Raw genomic sequence first — 16,085 nt, forward strand, 5'->3', positions numbered from 1 at the left:
GGATCCTCCGCGTTGATCATGAGGTTGGCGGCAGTCTGGAGATCGACTACTGCCGTCAACCTCATGATCAACCCTGGGTCGGGGGGTTGGGGGGTGGGTGGGTGGGGGTCAGGGGGTGCGGTGGTGGAGGGCTAGGGCGGTGAGCAGGGCGGCCAGCACGGCCCAGGCGGCGTAGGTGGTCCAGGCGCCGGAGACGGTGGCGGCGTGGATGTCGGTCAGCCACGGTGGGGGACCGTTCGGGTCTCTCAGCCGCTGCCACGCGGGCACCAGCATGGCGTGCCGGAGCAGCGCGCTCCAGCGTTCGTCCTCGTTGACGGCTGTGGGCAGCAGGAGCAGCACCGTCGCGGCGGTGACGATCGCCGGCGCGGTGTGCCGGATCAGCCCGGCCAGCGCCATGCCGACGAGCGCACAGACCGGTACCAGCAGCGCGGAGGCGGCGATGCCGCGCAGGGCGCCGGGGTCGCCCACGGACATGTTCGCGCCGACGTCGGCGAGGATCGCCTGCGACACCGCGAACGCCGCCGCCGCACCCAGTGCTCCCAGCAGGGTCAGTACGCCGGTCAGCACGGTCAGCTTCGCGGCGGCCACGGCATGGCGGCGGGGGACGGCCGCGAACGTGGTACGTAGCAGCCCGGAGGCGTACTCACCGCCGATCGCGACCGCGCCGACACCACTTGCCGCCAGGACGACGAACATCTGTGCCTCGGTGGGGAAGGCGTCCCAGAGCGGGGAGCGTGCCGCCCGCCGCTCGGCCGACCAGTCCGGCCAGCCCGCGTGGGTGGCCAGCGCGGCGTGGACGGCGAGGCCGACCATGGCGAGCAGGATCAGGGCGAAGGCGGCCCAGGTGGAGCGCAGCGACCAGAGCTTGATCCATTCGGCGGCGAGCAGGTCACGAAAGCGCGCCTGATCGGTGGGGACGGTTCGGGTGGCGGGTCGGATCACGGCGTTCATCGGCCCTCCCGGGCGGTGTACTCGACATCGGCGGCGGTGAGCGCCATGAAGGCCTCCTCCAGCGAGGCGGTGCGGGGGGTCAGCTGGTGCAACGGGATCCGCAGGCCCAGGGCCAGCTCAGCGATCCGCTCCGCGCCCACCCCCGCCACGGTGAGCGCACCATCGGGATCCGGTCGCACGCTCGCGCCGGCGTCCGCCAGCGCCGTGGTCAGCATGGCCGGCTCGGGGGTACGCACGACGACCTCCGCGCGACCGACGCGGGCCGCGAACGCGTCAAGGGTCTCGTCGGCGATCAGCCGACCTCGGCCGATCACCACGAGGTGATCGGCGCAGTGCTCGACCTCGCCCATCAGGTGACTGGAGACGAAGACCGTGCGGCCCTCGGTGGCCAGCCGCCGGAACAACCCCCGTACCCAGCGCACCCCCTCCGGGTCCAGGCCGTTGAACGGCTCGTCGAACATCAGCACGGGCGGGTCGCCCAGCAGCGCCGCGGCGATACCGAGGCGTTGCCGCATGCCCAGCGAGAATCCGCCGACGCGTCGGTCCGCGGCGTCGTCGAGGCCGACCTGCCCCAGCACCTCGTCGACCCGTACGCCCCCGATGCCGTTGCTGCGGGCCAGGGCCGCCAGGTGCGCCCGCGCGCTGCGCCCGCCGTGCACGTCCCCGGCGTCGAGCAGCGCGCCGGCGTGCCGAAGCCCCCGGGCACGATCCCGGAAGCGGACGCCGCCGACGGTGGCGGTGCCGCCGGTCGGAGTGGTCAGCCCGAGGACCATGCGCAGGGTGGTGGACTTACCGGCGCCGTTGGGGCCGAGGAAGCCGGTCACCCGACCGGGCCGGACGGTCAGGGTCAGGTCGTCGACGGCTGTGGTGCGGCCGTACCGCCGGGTCAGGCCATCAAGTTCGATCATGCCGCTCACGCTGCCGGTCGCCGGGCCCGGCCGCGTCACCCCGCCGGCCGTACCTGGCGCCGGGGTGGTGGCCTGTGGGCGTACGCCCCCGGGCCGATGCTGAGGTGGCGCGGAGCTGGATACCGTGTGCCGGTGGACGTCATCGCCCTGCTGCGGACGCGTGCCGCGCTGCCGACGGCGCGGGCGGTGCTGGTTTGGGCGGGAGTGGCCGTCCTGCCCGTGCTCTGGGTGATGGCGCCGGCCGTGGCGAACAGCGGCGACGGTATCGGCGTCGTCGGCTGGTGGCTGCCGACGCGCTACCTGGTACCGGTGCTGATCGTGGCGCTGCCGGCGGCGCTGCTGCCCCGCCACCCGCTGACCGGGCTCGGGCTGATGCTCGCCGGCGCGACGCTGAGCAGCGCGACGGTGCACGGCCGGCACCCGGGATATCTCGCGGACCTGTTCAACCTCCAGTTCCTCGCCGTCGATGCGGCGCTCGCCGTGGTCGCCGCGAACCGTTCCCGTCGGGTGTCGGTGCCCGCCGCCGGGGTGGTGCTGGTGACGCAGCTGCTCGCGGCCTTCGTGAACCTCGGCGTCGAACCGGTGAACCAGGCCGCGCTCACCGTGCTGGCGGTCACGGCTGCCTGGATCGCCGGCAACTCGGTGCGGGCCCGGCGAAACTACGCCTACGCGCTGCGCATCCACGCCGCCACCGAGGCGGTCACCGCCGAACGGCTGCGCATCGCCCGGGAACTGCACGACATGGTCGCGCACAGCATCGGTGTCATCGCCATCCAGGCCGGAGTGGGCGCGCGGGTGATCGACACCCAGCCGGCGCAGGCCCGCGCCGCACTGGCCACCATCGAGGCGGCCAGTCGGGACACCCTGGCCGGGCTGCGCCGTACCCTCGGCGCGTTGCGTCGCGGTGACGGGGACCCGGCGTCGCTGGAGCCCGCCCCCGGGTTGGCGGAGCTGGACCGGCTGGTCGCCGCCACCGGCGACGCCGGTGTCCGGGTCGAGCTGCGTACGGCAGGCGACGCGCCCGTCCCGGCCGAGGTCGACCTCGCCGCGTTCCGCATCGTCCAGGAGGCACTCACGAACGTGGTCCGCCACGCCGGGGTCGACGCGTGCCAGGTCATCGTCGAGCGCGGCGACGACGCGGTCACGGTGGAGGTCGTCGACGACGGCCGGGGCGGCCCAATCGGCGTCGAGGGGCATGGCCTGATCGGCATGCGCGAGCGGGTCATCGCCGTCGGTGGCCGGTTCCGGGCCGGGCCACGCTCCGGGGGAGGCTTCCGGGTGACAGCCTGGCTGCCGGTGTCGCCGGAGTACGCCGTCCCGGTCGGCGCCGTCCGGGCGAGTGGCCCTCCGGGCGGTGCTGGGTCCGTCGGTCGTCGTTCGGATGGTGGTGACGGGGCCGGTGGTCGTCCCGACGAGGCGGTGGAGCCGTGACTATCCGGGTGCTGCTCGTCGACGATCAACCACTGGTGCGGGCCGGATTGCGCGTGCTGATCGCCGACGTGCCGGACATGGCGGTGGTCGGCGAGGCGGGCACCGGTGCCGAGGCGGTGCGCCTGGCGCGTGAGATCGTGCCCGACGTGGTGCTGATGGATCTCCGGATGCCGGGAACCGACGGCATCCAGGCGACCCGGACGATCACCGACTCCGGCGGTCCCGTGCGGGTGCTGGTGCTCACCACGTTCGACGACGACGAGCACGTGCACGCCGCGCTGCGGGCCGGTGCGAGTGGCTTTCTGGTCAAGGACATGGCGCTGGAGGACATCCTCGGCGCGATCAGGGTGGTGGCGGCCGGGGACGCGTTGATCGCACCGGGCGTCACCCGGCGACTGATCGCCGAGTTCACCCGCCGGCCGGCGGTCCCGTCGCCCCGGCCGCTGTCGGGGGTGACCGATCGGGAGCGCGAGGTGCTCACCCTGGTGGGGCGGGGCCTGTCGAACGCCGAGATCGCCGCCGAACTGGTGATCAGCGTGGCCACCGCCAAGGCGCACGTGGCCCGGCTGTTCAGCAAGCTCGGCGCCCGGGACCGGGTGCACCTGGTCATCGCCGCGTACGAGGCCGGCCTGGTCACCCCACCCCGCTGACCCGCGCCACCCCACCCCACCCCGGCTTACGGGCGTCCGCAACTTCGGGGAAAGTGCTGCCTCGACCGCCTCGGACCCAGCACTTTCCCCGAAGTAGCGCGGCCGGCGTGGGGTGCGCGGCCGGCGTGGGGTGTGCGGGCGGCGTGGGTGGTGCTGGGGGTGCTCAGGGGAGGGGGCGGCGGAGCCGGCGTTCGGTGCGCCACCAGCGGACGAGCAGCACCGCACTGGCGATGAAGCCCAGCGAGGCCGGGGCGGCGGCGAACCAGTTGACCCCGCTGGGGCTGGTCACGGCCGCGCCGACCGCCGCGTAGCCGAACGCGGTCGGCGCGGAGGCGATCACGCTGCCGACGAGGAACGGCAGCACCCGCGCGCCGGTGGTGCCGTAGCCGTAGCTGACCAGACCGAAACCGGAGATCGGCAGCAGCCGTACGGTGACCACGCCGAGGACGCTCTGCCGGGTGAACCAGCGGTCGAGGCGGGCCAACCGGCCTCGGACACGTTCGGCGACGAACTCCCGGCCGAGCACCCGGCCCACTGTGAAACCGATGAGCGCCGCCAGCAGCGCGGCGCCGAGGGCGTACGCGGCACCTTCCAGGGCCCCGAATATCGCCCCCGCGGCGAGCGTGATGAACGTGCGGGGGACCAGTGCCACAAGCAGGAGCGCTCCGCCGAGCACACCGGCCACCGGAGCGAGCCGACCCATCCGGTCGGCCAGGTCGGGAAGTGTGGTCGGGTCGGGCTGCGGCACCAGCAGCAGCGTCACCGCGAACCCGGCGAGCAGGAGCAGCAGCAGCGAGAACCGGGTCACCGACGGTGTCGTGGCGAGCAGCAGGAGCCGCCGCGCTGTGGTTGGGGCAGTGACCGCTGGGTCGCCGTACCGTGTGCCGTCGCCCGGGTCGGCGGGCCGGGCGGTTTCGGCACCGGGTTGGGCGGGGTTTGCCGACGTGAGGTCGGGCTCCGGGACGTCGGCTGCGGGCTCGCCCGACCGGCTCGCCCGCAGGAGTCGTCTCCGCAGCTCCCGGATCATGCCCGGGCGGTGGCCACCGCGGTCCGGCGTTCGGCCCGCAGCCGGTCGGCCCAGGTGTCGTCGAGCGGCGGAAGGTGCTGCGCGCCTGTCGCCCAGCGCAGCAGCAGGTCGGCCAGGGCCGGATTGCGGGCCAGCGCCGGGCCGTGCGAGTACGTGCCGAGCAGCTTGCCCCGCCAGGCCCCCTCGGTGGCACCGTCGTTGCCGACGCCGGCGGTGACCCGGGCCAACGGGGAGACCCCGGGGCCGAGGTGGGTACGGCCGCCGTGGTTCTCGAACCCGGTGAGCGGCGGCAGGCCGAGGCGGGCGTCGATGTCACCGGCCAACTCGCCGACGGCCCGGCTGGGGCCCCGGTCCGAGGAGAGGTCGAGCAGTTCCAGGCCCTGGTACTGGGTGCCCTTGGCGAAGAACGAGGTGCCCAGCAACTGGTAGCCGGCGCAGACGCCGAACACCACCGAACCCTGGGCGACCGCCCGGTGCAGGCCGCCGTCGGCGAGCAGGCGCTGCGCGCCGAGCGCCTGCGGGCCGTCCTCGCCGCCGCCGATGAGGTAGATGTCGGCGGTGGTGGGCAGCCGCTGGTCGGAGCGGACCTCAAGCACCTCGACCGGGAATCCGCGCTGCTTGGCCCGACGGGCCAGGATCAGGGCGTTGCCCCGGTCGCCGTAGGTCGACAGCAGGTCCGGGTAGATCCAGACGATGCGCAGGGTCTCAGTTGACACGGTCCAACTCCGCTCGGATGTCCTGGAACGCGGTGTAGTTCGCGATGACCTCCAGCCGGCCCGGCGGCACCGCCCGGACCGCCTCGTCGAAGGTGCGTACGTACTGGAAGGGCACGTCGTTGACCTCCAGCCGCACAGCCAGGTCGTACGCCCGGTCGCCGGTGATGAGCACCAGGCGTCCGCGTAGCGGGGCGAAGTCGACGTCGAAGAGCCAGGAGGTGTCCAGCCCGTCGGGGTCGCGGGCGTTTATGGACAGCAGTGTCGGCGCCTCGTCCGCCATGTCGAACGCCTCAAGCCAACTGGCCGGGTTCTTGGCCAGCAGCAGCCGTACGGTGCGACCTTCCCGGACGACCTGGGCGTAGCGCCCGGCCACCGAGGTCACGTCACCGAGGCGGGGGACCGCGTCGAAGGGGCGGACGCCGAACTCGGCGGCGACCGCGAGCGCGGTGGCCGCGTTGCCGACGTTGACCTTGCCGGGGAGCTGGAGCTTGACCTTGTACCAGGCGCCCGTCGGGTCCAGCACGCCCTCGTCGTCCACGGTCCACTGCGGTTCCGGCCGGCGCAGCGGGCAGCCGGTGCACCACCACTGCTCGCCGGAGCGCTGGATGGTGGAACCGCACTCGGGGCAGACCCAGGAGTCGTCATGCCAGCGTTGCCCGGCGGAGAACCAGGTGACGTGCGGCGGGGTGATCCGCTGATCGTGCGTGGCCGGCGGAGTCGCGGCCCAGACCACCATCGGGTCGTCGGCGTTGGCGACCACGCGGATGTCCGGGTGACGGGCCAGCGCGGCGCGCCAGAGCTGCGCCATCATGGCGACCTCCTTGGCCCGGTCGAGCTGGTCACGGGAGAGGTTGAGCAGCGCCACCACGTGCGGGTCGGTCGCCTCGATCACCTGCGCGAGGTAGTGCTCGTCGACCTCCAGCACCGCGTACGGCGTGCTGCCGGCCTTGGCCAGCGCGGAGGTGTGCCCGGTGGGCATGTTGGCGCCGAACGAGTTGGTGGCGACCCGGCCGAGCACCCCGACGGCAGCGGCCGCGAGCCGGGTGGTGGTGGTCTTGCCGTTGGTGCCGGAGATCAGCGCGATGGCCCGTCCGGCGGAGAGGTGGGCGAGCAGTTCCGGGTCGATCTTCAGGCCGATCCAACCACCGATCACCGACCCGTCGCCCCGGCCCGCCGCCCGGGACAACGCCGCGGCGGTCCGTGACACGGAGCTGGCCACCTTCGCCCGCAGGGGCATCTTCGCGTCCGTCACGCGAGCGAGGTTACCGGACCAGCGGACCCGCGAGATCGGCACCGACGGCGATCCGTTCGGCTCGACGCGGGCGGCGCCCGGTCGGATGACCCTCGGCCGGACGGAGTCGATCTATGTCGGAAAGCGGACCCGCCCCGGTGCGCCGCGCGGCCCTCCACTCCGCTCCACCCCGGCTGACGTGCTGTTTTGTCGTGAGACGCGGCGCGCCACGCGGTCGAATCTGGTTGCGAGTGGAGGGAAGTGGAGTAGAGTGGGGCGCATTGGTGGGGCCGGGAGGGGCCCACCGGCCCGGGGGGTCAGCGGCGCGCGAACGCCGCTAAAGGGCGAGGGGGTTGGGCCGATGTTTCTCGGCACCCACACTCCGCGCCTGGACGACAAAGGCCGGTTGATCCTTCCGGCGAAGTTCCGGGATGAGCTGGCGGGGGGTGTCGTGATCACCAAAGGGCAGGAGCGCTGCCTCTACGTCTTCCCGACGCCTGAGTTCCAGCGGATCGCGGAGCAGTTGCGCGCGCAGCCGATGACGCACAAGGCGGCCCGGGCCTACAGCCGGGTGTTCTTCGCCAGCGCGCACGACGAGGTGCCGGACAAGCAGGGTCGGGTGACCATCCCGGCACACCTGCGCACCTACGCGGGGCTCGACCGGGACCTGGTGGTCATCGGCGCGAGCACCCGGGTGGAGATCTGGGACAAGGTCGCCTGGGAGACCTACCTCGCCGAGAGCGAAGACGACTTCGCCGACATCGAGGAAGGGGTGCTGCCCGGCGGTCTGTAGGGCGTGGCGACGCCCGACGTACTGCGAGATCTCCAGCCGCTTTCGAGTTCCTGGCATCCCTTCCCCGGTGCCAGGCGCACGATCCGACCCACCGGGCCACGGCCCGACGGGCGGGCGGAGAGCGGATGGGGATCTGGCGGTACGACGGCACGGCGTCGTCCGACGAACAGGACGCGGATACACAACCGGTTCAACCAGGGGGTCGACATGGGGGAGCTACGCGGCACGCATGTGCCGGTGCTGCTCGAGCGGTGTCTCGAGCTGCTGGCCCCCGCGCTGGGCCGGGGTGGACGAACCGTGCACGTCGACGCGACGCTGGGTCTCGCCGGTCACGCCGAGGCGGTGCTCCAGGCTCACCCGGAGACGGTGCTTGTGGGCCTGGACCGGGACACCGAGGCGCTGGCCCACGCCAGGGTCCGGTTGGCCCGGTTCGCCGACCGCGTCCACCTGGAGCACGCCGTCTACGACGAACTGCCCGAGGTGCTCGACCGGCTGGGCTACCCGTCCGTGGACGGCGTCCTGTTCGACCTCGGCGTCAGCTCGTTGCAGCTCGACGCGCCCGACCGCGGGTTCGCGTACGCGCAGGACGCGCCGCTGGACATGCGGATGGACCAGACCCGCGGGGTGACCGCCGAGGAGGTGGTCAACACCTACCCGCACCCGGATCTGGCCCGGGTGCTGCGGGTGTACGGCGAGGAGAAGTTCGCCGGGCGGATCGCCTCGGCGATCATCCGGGAGCGGGAACGCGGCCGGATCACCTCGTCGGCGCGGCTGGCCGAACTGGTCCGGGAGTCGATTCCGGCACCAGCCCGGAGAACCGGGGGACACCCGGCAAAGAGAACGTTTCAGGCTTTACGGATCGAGGTAAACAGAGAACTGGCAGCGCTGGAGACAGCGCTGCCGGCCGCTCTGGACAAGCTTGCCGTCGGCGGTCGCCTGGTGGTCCTGTCCTACCACTCGCTGGAGGACAGGCTCACCAAGCAGGCGCTCGCCGATCGGGTCCGCAGCACGGGCCCGATCGACCTCCCGGTCGAACTGCCCGGGTCAGAGCCGACGTTCCGGCTGCTCAGCCGGGGCGCGGAACTGCCTGGGGAGGCGGAGGTCACCGCGAACCCGCGGGCCGCTTCGGTGCGCCTGCGGGCCGCGGAGCGGATCGACCCGCAGGCACGGCAACGGGGGCGTACCGACCGCGAACGGTACCGCCGCCGGGTCAAGGGGATGCACCAACCGGGGACGGGGTCGGCCACGGAATCCGGTCCGGATCCGCGGCGGGCGCCGGGGGACACCACGGACGAAGAGGGGGAGGGGACATGAACGTAGACAAGCGTCGGGACATCGCCGACGCCGGGCAGCGCGCACCGCGGTCGGGGGGCCGGATCGCGGCGGAGCGGACCCGAGGAGCGGGCGACGGTGCCCGGCGGACGGACCGGGTGAACCGGTCGGCGGAGACTCGCGCCCGGGGGGCGCGCGAGTTTCCGACCCAGGGCAGCGCGGCACTGCGTCCGGTGGAGCGCACCGCTGTCGCCGCCGAGCGGTCGGAGTCGCCGCGGCTGCGGGTCGCCCCGCCGCCGCCGGTGCGGGTGCCGCGGGCGCCGTTCGCCGCGCTTGTGGTGGTGCTTGTCGTCGGCGGCGTGCTGGGCATCCTGGCGGTCAACACGAAGATCAACGAGAACGCCTTCCGGCTCGACGAGTTGCAGCAGCAGCAGGCCAAGCTCGACGTGGAGCAGCAGCAGCTGAAGAAGCAGATCGCCGAGTCCGAGTCGCCGGGCAACCTGGCCGCCCAGGCCCGCAAGCTGGGGCTCGTCGAGTCGGGTGAGCCGGCGTACATCCGGCTGCCGGACGGCAAGGTGATAGGCGTGCCGCAGCCGGCCGGCGGGCAGCTCTCCATCGCCAGCCAGCAGGGCGCGGAGGGGTAGGCCGTGCCACCGAGGTCGGAGGAACCGCGCCGGGACGCCGAAGGCTCCCGGCGCGGTTCGTCGCGTGGCGGCGGACAGCGGGGGGTGCCGCCCCGCCCGGCGGGGGAGCGGGACGTGGAGCGGGGCATCGGCGGCATCTCCGACGCCCGCGCCTACACCCCGCGAGGCCGTTCCATCCGGGAGGGTGGCGCGCCCACCCCCGGGCGGGCGGAGCAGCGACGTACCCCGCGCAGCAACAGGTCGCAGGATCCGTTCCGGCCGGCGCTACAGGTCCTCGACGGTGGCCGGGGCACCGCCGGCCGCGCCGCCGGCCGGCCCGGTGGTCCGGCTCGGCGGGACGGTGGCGCGGGACGCGCCACGGTGACCCGTACCGTCACCGATCGCACCCCGCGCGACGAGCCTCCGGTCACCGCGCCCCGACGGCGGGTCGCCGGTCGGGAGCCGCGTCGGGGTGACCGGCCACCACCACGCCGGCCGTCGCGCAAGCCGCCCCGCCCGCCCCGGCTGGCCGATCCCGGCCGCCGACTGCGGCTGGGCACCGCGTTGACCCTGGCCCTCTTCGCCGCCGTCGGCGTGCGTCTCGTCGTGCTCCAGGCGGTCGACACCCCGGCGTACGCCGACGGCGGGCTCGCCGACCGCACCATAACCGTGCAGTTGCCCGCGCCGCGTGGTGCCATCTTCGACCGCTCCGGTGAGGCCGCCCTGGCGCACAGCGTCGAGGCCCGGTACGTCTACGCCGACCCGACCCGGGTGAAAGACATCGCGGCGACCGCGCGGACGCTCTCCCCGCTGCTCGGCATCCCGGCCTCGGAACTGGCCGAGAAGATGAAGCCCCGTAAGCGGATCAACGGCGTCGACTCGCAGTTCGAGTACCTGGCCCGGGGAGTGGACATCGGTCGCGCCAAGGAGATCATGGCGCTGAAGCTGCCCGGCATCGCCGCCCACCGCGACGAGCGACGCGAGGTGCCCGGTGGCGACCTGGCCGCCAACCTGATCGGCTTCACCAGCCCGGACATGGTCGGGTTGGAGGGCCTGGAGGCGCGCTTCGACGACGTGCTGCACGGCGAGGACGGCCAACGGGTCTTCGAGGTCGGCCTCGGTGACCTGGCCGCCCCCATCCCCGGCGGCTACAGCCGCACCACGAAGGCGAAGCCGGGCAGCTCGGTGGTGCTCACCGTCGACCGCGACCTGCAGTACATGGTGCAGCGCATCCTCAGCGAGCGGATGCAGCAGGTGCAGGGCAGCACCGGAGCGGCAGTGGTGCTCGACGCGCGTACCGGTGAGGTGCTGGCCCAGGCCAGCCACCCCACCTACAATGCGGCGAAGCCCTTCCCCAGCGAGCCGACCGACCGGGAGGACGCGGCCACCAGCTTCATCGTCGACCCGGGCTCGGTGCACAAGCCGATCACGTTCGGCGCCGCCCTGCAGGAGGGGGTGATCACCGCCGACACGACGTTCCCGGTCGCCAACGCGATCCGCAAGGGCGACACCTGGTTCCGCGACACCCACCAGGCGGACGGGCGGCGGATGAGCGTCGCCGGCATGATGGCGTACTCCTCGAACGTCGGCACCATCCAGATCGCCGACAAGCTCGGCGCGGAACGCCTGCTCGACTACCAGCGGCGGTTCGGCCTGGGTAAGCCGACCGAGGTCGGCATGCCCGGTGAGGCGAGCGGGCGACTGCTGCCGGTGCAGGAGTGGAGCGAGTCGTCGCACGGGTCGGTGCCGATCGGGCACAGCGTGGACGCCACCCCGTTGCAGATGGCCGCCGCCTACGCAGCCATCGCCAACGACGGCGTGTACGTCCAACCGCACCTGTTGAAGGAGACGATCGCCCCGGACGGGAAACGGACCCCGGCGCCGGAGCCGGAGACCCGGCAGGTGCTCAGCCCGGACAACGCCGCCGCGCTGCGTACGATCATGGAAGCGGTCACCACGGTGCCGGACGCCACGGGTCTGGCCGCCGCGGTCCCGGGCTACCGGGTCGCCGGCAAGACCGGCACCGGCTGGCGGCTCGTCGACGGCAAGAAGCAGCCCGGCGAGGTCGCCTCGTTCATCGGGATGGCGCCGGCGGAGAATCCCCGGTACGTCATCGCGGTCTTCGTGCACAGCCCGAGCGGCGGCGGGGGGCAGATCTCGGCGCCGGCCTTCCGGGACATGATGACCTTCACCCTGCGTCACTTCCGGGTACCGCCGTCGACCGAGGCGGCACCGACGTTCACCGTTTTCCCGTAGCCGCTACCTGCGGTTCGACTCCATGAGACGGAGATTCAGGCGCGCCGTGCGGCGTGGACCGAGCGACCGGGTAGGGTCTGACGCCGTGCGCGGCAATCCTCGTCCCCGTTCCGTGACCGGGGTCCGGCTCGGTGACCTGGCCGCCCGGCTCGCCGTGGCGTCCCCGACAAGTGTCGATCCGGTGGTGACCGGGGTGACCCATGCCAGCGGCGAGGTCCACCCCGGTGATCTGTACGCGGCCCTGCCCGGCGCCCGACGACACGGCGCGGAGTTCGCGGCCGACGCGGCGAGCGCCGGTGCGGTCGCGATGATTACCGATCCGGCCGGTGCCGAGTGGGCCGCCGGGAGCGGGTTGCCGACGCTTGTGGTGGCCGACCCGCGGGCGGTGCTCGGCACGCTCGCCTCGACCGTCTACGGCGATCCGACGGCCGGGCTGACAGTGATCGGGGTGACCGGCACCGCCGGCAAGACCTCCACCGCGTACCTGGTCGAGTCGGGGCTGCGCGCCGCCGGGCACACCACAGGCCTGATCGGCACCGTGGAGACCCGGCTGGGTGATCTGGTGGTCGACAGCGTGCGGACCACGCCCGAGGCGACCGACCTGCACGCCATGCTGGCCGCGGCCCGGGAGCGCGGGGTGACCGCTGTGGTGATGGAGGTGTCCAGCCACGCCCTGGCGATGGGCCGGGTCGGTGGGGTGCGGTTCGCCGTCGGCGGCTGGACCAACTTCGGTTCCGACCACCTGGACTTCCACGCCGACGCCGAGGACTACTTCGCGGCCAAGGCGCGTCTGTTCGACGGCCGCTGTGCCGTCGAGGTGCTCAACCACGACGACCCCGCGCTGAAGGCGTTGTTCAAGCCGGGCACTGTCAGCTTCTCCGCGGCCGGGGACCCGGCCGCCACCTGGTGGGCCGACGAGCTGACCGGCGAGGGGTACGCGCAGCGGTTCACCGCGCACGGTCCGGACGGGCTGACCCTGCCCGCCCGGGTGGCGCTGCCCGGCCGGCACAACGTGTCAAACGCCCTGCTGGCCATCGCCAGCCTGGTGGCCGTCGGTGTCGACCCGGTGACCGCCGCCGAGGGAGTGGCCGCCTGTGGGGGCGTACCGGGCCGGCTGGAGTCGGTGGGCGTGGCCGGTGGGGTGCGCGGAGTGGTCGACTACGCGCACAAGACCGACGCGGTGGTGGCCGCACTGGCCGCGCTGCGGGAACTCAGCACCGGTCGGCTGATCTGTGTCATAGGTGCCGGTGGCGACCGGGACCGGGGGAAGCGACCGGCGATGGGTGCCGCCGCCGCGGCCGGTGCCGACGTGGTGGTGGTGACCGACGACAACCCCCGTACCGAGGATCCGGCGGCGATCCGTGCCGAGGTGCTCGCGGGTGCCCAGCAGGCCGGCGCGGCGGCCCAGGTCATCGAGGTGGGTGGCCGCCGCGCGGCGATCGACGAGGCGGTGCGGCTGGCGGCGCCGGGCGACGTGGTGGCCCTGCTCGGGAAGGGGCACGAACGGGGCCAGGAGATCGCCGGCGAGGTGTACCCGTTCGACGACCGGACCGAACTCGCCGACGCGCTGCGGGGCCGCTTCGGGGACCTGGAGGGCCAGTGATCACGCTCAGCCTCGCCGAGGTTGCCTCGGCGGTCGACGGACGGCTGGTCGCCGCCGATCCCGCCGCGCCTGTCACCGGTAGCGTGGAGTTCGACTCGCGCAAGGTCACTCCCGGCGGGCTCTTCGTCGCCTTCGACGGGGAGCAGGTGGACGGCCACGACTTCGCCGCCGCGGCGGTGGCGTCCGGCGCGGTGGCGGTCATGGGCACCCGCGAGGTGCCCGGGGTGCCGATGATCGTCGTCGCCGACCCGTTGGCCGCGATGGGCCGGCTGGCCCGTGCGGTGGTGGACCGGCTGCCCGGGCTCACCGTGATCGGGTTGACCGGCTCCTCCGGCAAGACCACCACCAAGGACCTGATCGCCCAGTTGACCGCCCGGCTAGGGGAGACGGTGGCTCCGCCCGGGTCGTTCAACAACGAGCTGGGCCACCCGTACACGGCGTTGCAGGCCGGTCCGACCACCCGCTACCTGGTGATGGAGAAGGGCGCCCGGGGCATCGGGCACGTGCGGTACCTCTGCGAGGTCGCGCCGCCGCGGATCTCCGTGGTGCTCAACGTCGGGGTGTCGCACATCGGCGAGTTCGGCTCCCAGGAGAACATCGCCGTCGCCAAGGGCGAGCTGGTCGAGGCGCTGCCGGCCGACGGTCTGGCGGTGCTCAACGCCGACGACCCGCTCGTCGACGCGATGGCCTCCCGGACGGTGGCCCGGGTGATCCGCTACGGCGAGTCGGCGCACGCCGACGTGCGGGCCGTGGACGTGACGCTTGACGAGCGGGGGCGGCCCGCGTACACCCTCGTGACGCCGGAGGGCAGTGCGCCGGTGCGCCTCGGGCTCACCGGCCGGCACCAGGTCTGGAACAGCCTGGCCGCCGCCGCGGTGGCCCGGGAGCTGGGGATGCCGCTGGCCGAACTGGCCACCGCGCTTGGCGCGCTCGGGCTGGTTTCCACCCGTCGGATGGACGTCTTCGAGCGCACCGACGGGGTGACCGTGATCGACGACTCGTACAACGCCAATCCGGCGTCGATGGCGGTGGCGCTGCGGGCGCTGGGCGGCATCGGCGCGGGACGGCGTACCGTCGCGGTGCTCGGCTACATGGCCGAGCTGGGCGAGTTCGAGGCGCAGGGACACGCCGACGTGGGCCGGCTCGCGGCCGAGCTGGGCGTGGACCGGTTGCTCGTGGTCGGCGAGGCGGCGGCGTCGATCCACCACGGGGCGACATCGGTAGGTGACTGGGGAGGAGAGTCGGTGCTGCTCACCGATCAGGCGGCGGCCGTCGAGGTGCTGCGTAGCGAGCTACGGCCGGGCGACGTCGTCCTGGTGAAGGGCTCCCGGTACCGGACCTGGGAGGTGGCCGACGCGCTGCGCGTCGAGGCCGCCGGGGACGGCACGGGTACGTCGGCGTCGGCCGGAGGTGGCACCGCGTGAGAGCGGTAATCGTGGCCATCGGCGTGGCCTTCCTCGTCTCGCTGTTCTGCACGCCTATCGCGATCCGGGTCTTCACCCGGCTCAAGGCGGGTCAGCCGATCCGGACCGATGGTCCGCAGATGCACCAGGGCAAGAAGGGCACGCCGACGATGGGCGGCGTGGTGTTCATCCTGGCCACAGTCATCGCGTACGTGGCCGGTCACCTCGCCCTGACCACGCTGCCGGACGCCCAGATCGCCCAGGTCGAGCCGACAATCACGGCGCTGGTGCTGCTGGGGCTGATGGTCTTCTGCGGGGCGGTCGGCTTCATCGACGACTTCCTGAAGGTGCGCAAGCGGCACAGTGGCGGCCTGAGCGCGCGCGGGAAGCTGCTCGGGCAGATCCTGGTCGGTGCGGTGTTCGGGGTGGTCGCGCTCTGGTTCCCGTCCACCATGACCGACGCGTCGGGCGCGGTGACGAACACCGAGACGGTCGGCAGCACCACGCTCAGCTTCATCCGGGACATCCCGGCGCTGGACGTCACCAAGATCGGTGCGGTGGTCATCTTCATCTTCGTGGTGATGGCAGCGACGAACGGCGTCAACCTCACCGACGGTCTCGACGGGCTGGCCACCGGCGCCTCGGTGATGGTGCTCGGCGCGTACGCGGTCATCGCGTTCTGGCAGTACCGCCACTGGTGCGCCGACCCGGCGTACACCGCGAATCCGGACAACTACTGCTACACCGTCCGCGACCCGCTGGAGATCGCGCTGATCGCCGGGGCGGCGGCCGGGGCCTGCGTCGGCTTCCTGTGGTGGAACACCTCGCCGGCCCGGATCTTCATGGGCGACACCGGAGCGCTCGGTCTCGGTGGCCTGATCGCCGGAATGGCCATGTCGACCCGTACCATCCTGCTTCTGCTGATCATCGGCGGTCTGTTCGTGATCATCACGATGTCGGTGGTGATCCAGATCATCTCCTTCAAGACCACAGGCAAGCGGGTCTTCCGGATGTCCCCCCTCCAGCACCACTTCGAGCTCGCCGGCTGGAGCGAGGTCAACATCGTGGTCCGCTTCTGGATCATCGCCGGCATCGGCGTGGCCATCGCCCTCGGCCTCTTCTACAGCGACTTCCTGGCCAACATGGGCTGACCCACCCCCTTCGGGCCGCCCCTCCGGACGGCACACCCTCGTTGATCATGAAGTTGTTGCCGCCCTGTCC

The 16,085-nt window shown here is 72.9% G+C and carries 14 protein-coding genes; 9 read left to right on the forward strand and 5 right to left on the reverse strand.

The genetic code is table 11. The features are described from left to right. Positions 1–108: 108 nt before the first annotated feature. On the reverse strand, positions 109–951 hold the full coding sequence (locus Van01_RS16610; protein ID WP_204007916.1) for an ABC transporter permease: 843 nt from the start codon (positions 949–951) through the stop codon (positions 109–111). Then, complete coding sequence (locus Van01_RS16615; RefSeq protein WP_204007918.1) at positions 948–1,859, reverse strand: ABC transporter ATP-binding protein; 912 nt, start codon at positions 1,857–1,859, stop codon at positions 948–950. The genes Van01_RS16610 and Van01_RS16615 overlap by 4 nt, the downstream gene beginning before the upstream one ends. Positions 1,860–1,991: 132 nt before the next feature. Between Van01_RS16615 and Van01_RS16620 the strand changes: the two genes are divergently transcribed. Then, positions 1,992–3,290, forward strand: a complete 1,299-nt coding sequence (locus tag Van01_RS16620) for a sensor histidine kinase (protein WP_204007920.1) — start codon at positions 1,992–1,994, stop codon at positions 3,288–3,290. After that, positions 3,287–3,940: a response regulator gene (locus tag Van01_RS16625; RefSeq protein WP_204007923.1), complete on the forward strand. Its 654-nt coding sequence runs from the start codon at positions 3,287–3,289 to the stop codon at positions 3,938–3,940. The genes Van01_RS16620 and Van01_RS16625 overlap by 4 nt, the downstream gene beginning before the upstream one ends. A gap of 163 nt (positions 3,941–4,103) precedes the next feature. Here the strand turns inward: Van01_RS16625 and Van01_RS16630 are convergent, their stop codons facing one another. The 3 genes from Van01_RS16630 to Van01_RS16640 are packed head-to-tail and all read right to left on the reverse strand — an operon-like array spanning position 4,104 to position 6,920. After that, positions 4,104–4,967 (reverse strand): TVP38/TMEM64 family protein, encoded by an 864-nt coding sequence (locus Van01_RS16630; RefSeq protein ID WP_308442402.1) that lies wholly within the window; start codon positions 4,965–4,967, stop codon positions 4,104–4,106. Next, entirely contained in the window at positions 4,964–5,683 is a 720-nt protein-coding gene (locus tag Van01_RS16635) for a type 1 glutamine amidotransferase (RefSeq protein WP_204007925.1), read from the reverse strand. Before Van01_RS16635 ends, Van01_RS16630 begins: the two co-directional genes overlap by 4 nt. Further along, entirely contained in the window at positions 5,673–6,920 is a 1,248-nt protein-coding gene (locus Van01_RS16640) for a MurT ligase domain-containing protein (RefSeq protein ID WP_204007970.1), read from the reverse strand. Before Van01_RS16640 ends, Van01_RS16635 begins: the two co-directional genes overlap by 11 nt. A gap of 355 nt (positions 6,921–7,275) precedes the next feature. Here Van01_RS16640 and mraZ point away from each other — a divergent pair, with 355 nt between their 5' ends. The 7 genes from mraZ (at position 7,276) to mraY (ending at position 16,015) form a co-directional block, all read left to right on the forward strand. After that, positions 7,276–7,707: a division/cell wall cluster transcriptional repressor MraZ gene (mraZ, locus tag Van01_RS16645; protein WP_137781340.1), complete on the forward strand. Its 432-nt coding sequence runs from the start codon at positions 7,276–7,278 to the stop codon at positions 7,705–7,707. Positions 7,708–7,914: 207 nt separating this feature from the next. Continuing rightward, a complete protein-coding gene (gene rsmH / locus Van01_RS16650) occupies positions 7,915–9,021 on the forward strand; it encodes a 16S rRNA (cytosine(1402)-N(4))-methyltransferase RsmH (protein WP_204007927.1) in 1,107 nt (368 codons plus the stop codon). Next, positions 9,018–9,623 carry a cell division protein FtsL gene (gene ftsL / locus Van01_RS16655; RefSeq protein ID WP_204007929.1) on the forward strand — a complete coding sequence of 202 codons (606 nt, stop codon included), beginning with the start codon at positions 9,018–9,020 and terminating at the stop codon, positions 9,621–9,623. Before rsmH ends, ftsL begins: the two co-directional genes overlap by 4 nt. 3 nt (positions 9,624–9,626) lie before the next feature. Next, positions 9,627–11,858, forward strand: coding sequence for a peptidoglycan D,D-transpeptidase FtsI family protein (locus Van01_RS16660; RefSeq protein ID WP_204007931.1), 2,232 nt, complete (start codon positions 9,627–9,629; stop codon positions 11,856–11,858). Between the two features lie 46 nt (positions 11,859–11,904). Then, positions 11,905–13,461 (forward strand): UDP-N-acetylmuramoyl-L-alanyl-D-glutamate--2,6-diaminopimelate ligase, encoded by a 1,557-nt coding sequence (locus tag Van01_RS16665; protein WP_204007933.1) that lies wholly within the window; start codon positions 11,905–11,907, stop codon positions 13,459–13,461. Next, positions 13,458–14,885 carry a UDP-N-acetylmuramoyl-tripeptide--D-alanyl-D-alanine ligase gene (locus Van01_RS16670; RefSeq protein ID WP_204007935.1) on the forward strand — a complete coding sequence of 476 codons (1,428 nt, stop codon included), beginning with the start codon at positions 13,458–13,460 and terminating at the stop codon, positions 14,883–14,885. The genes Van01_RS16665 and Van01_RS16670 overlap by 4 nt, the downstream gene beginning before the upstream one ends. After that, entirely contained in the window at positions 14,882–16,015 is a 1,134-nt protein-coding gene (mraY, locus tag Van01_RS16675; RefSeq protein WP_204007937.1) for a phospho-N-acetylmuramoyl-pentapeptide-transferase, read from the forward strand. Before Van01_RS16670 ends, mraY begins: the two co-directional genes overlap by 4 nt. Positions 16,016–16,085: the final 70 nt, after the last annotated feature.

It is taken from the genome of Micromonospora andamanensis (genome assembly GCF_016863495.1).
In the GTDB taxonomy this organism is placed as follows: Bacteria; Actinomycetota; Actinomycetes; order Mycobacteriales; family Micromonosporaceae; genus Micromonospora; species Micromonospora andamanensis.

Excerpts from the sequence above, each read along its gene's own strand:
- Van01_RS16610 (WP_204007916.1), bottom strand. The coding sequence starts at position 951 with ATGAACGCCGTGATCCGACCCGCCACCCGAACCGTCCCCACCGATCAG.
- Van01_RS16615 (WP_204007918.1), bottom strand. The coding sequence starts at position 1,859 with ATGATCGAACTTGATGGCCTGACCCGGCGGTACGGCCGCACCACAGCC.
- Van01_RS16630 (WP_308442402.1), bottom strand. The coding sequence starts at position 4,967 with ATGATCCGGGAGCTGCGGAGACGACTCCTGCGGGCGAGCCGGTCGGGC.
- Van01_RS16640 (WP_204007970.1), bottom strand. The coding sequence starts at position 6,920 with ATGCCCCTGCGGGCGAAGGTGGCCAGCTCCGTGTCACGGACCGCCGCG.
- mraZ (WP_137781340.1), top strand. The coding sequence starts at position 7,276 with ATGTTTCTCGGCACCCACACTCCGCGCCTGGACGACAAAGGCCGGTTG.
- rsmH (WP_204007927.1), top strand. The coding sequence starts at position 7,915 with ATGGGGGAGCTACGCGGCACGCATGTGCCGGTGCTGCTCGAGCGGTGT.
- ftsL (WP_204007929.1), top strand. The coding sequence starts at position 9,018 with ATGAACGTAGACAAGCGTCGGGACATCGCCGACGCCGGGCAGCGCGCA.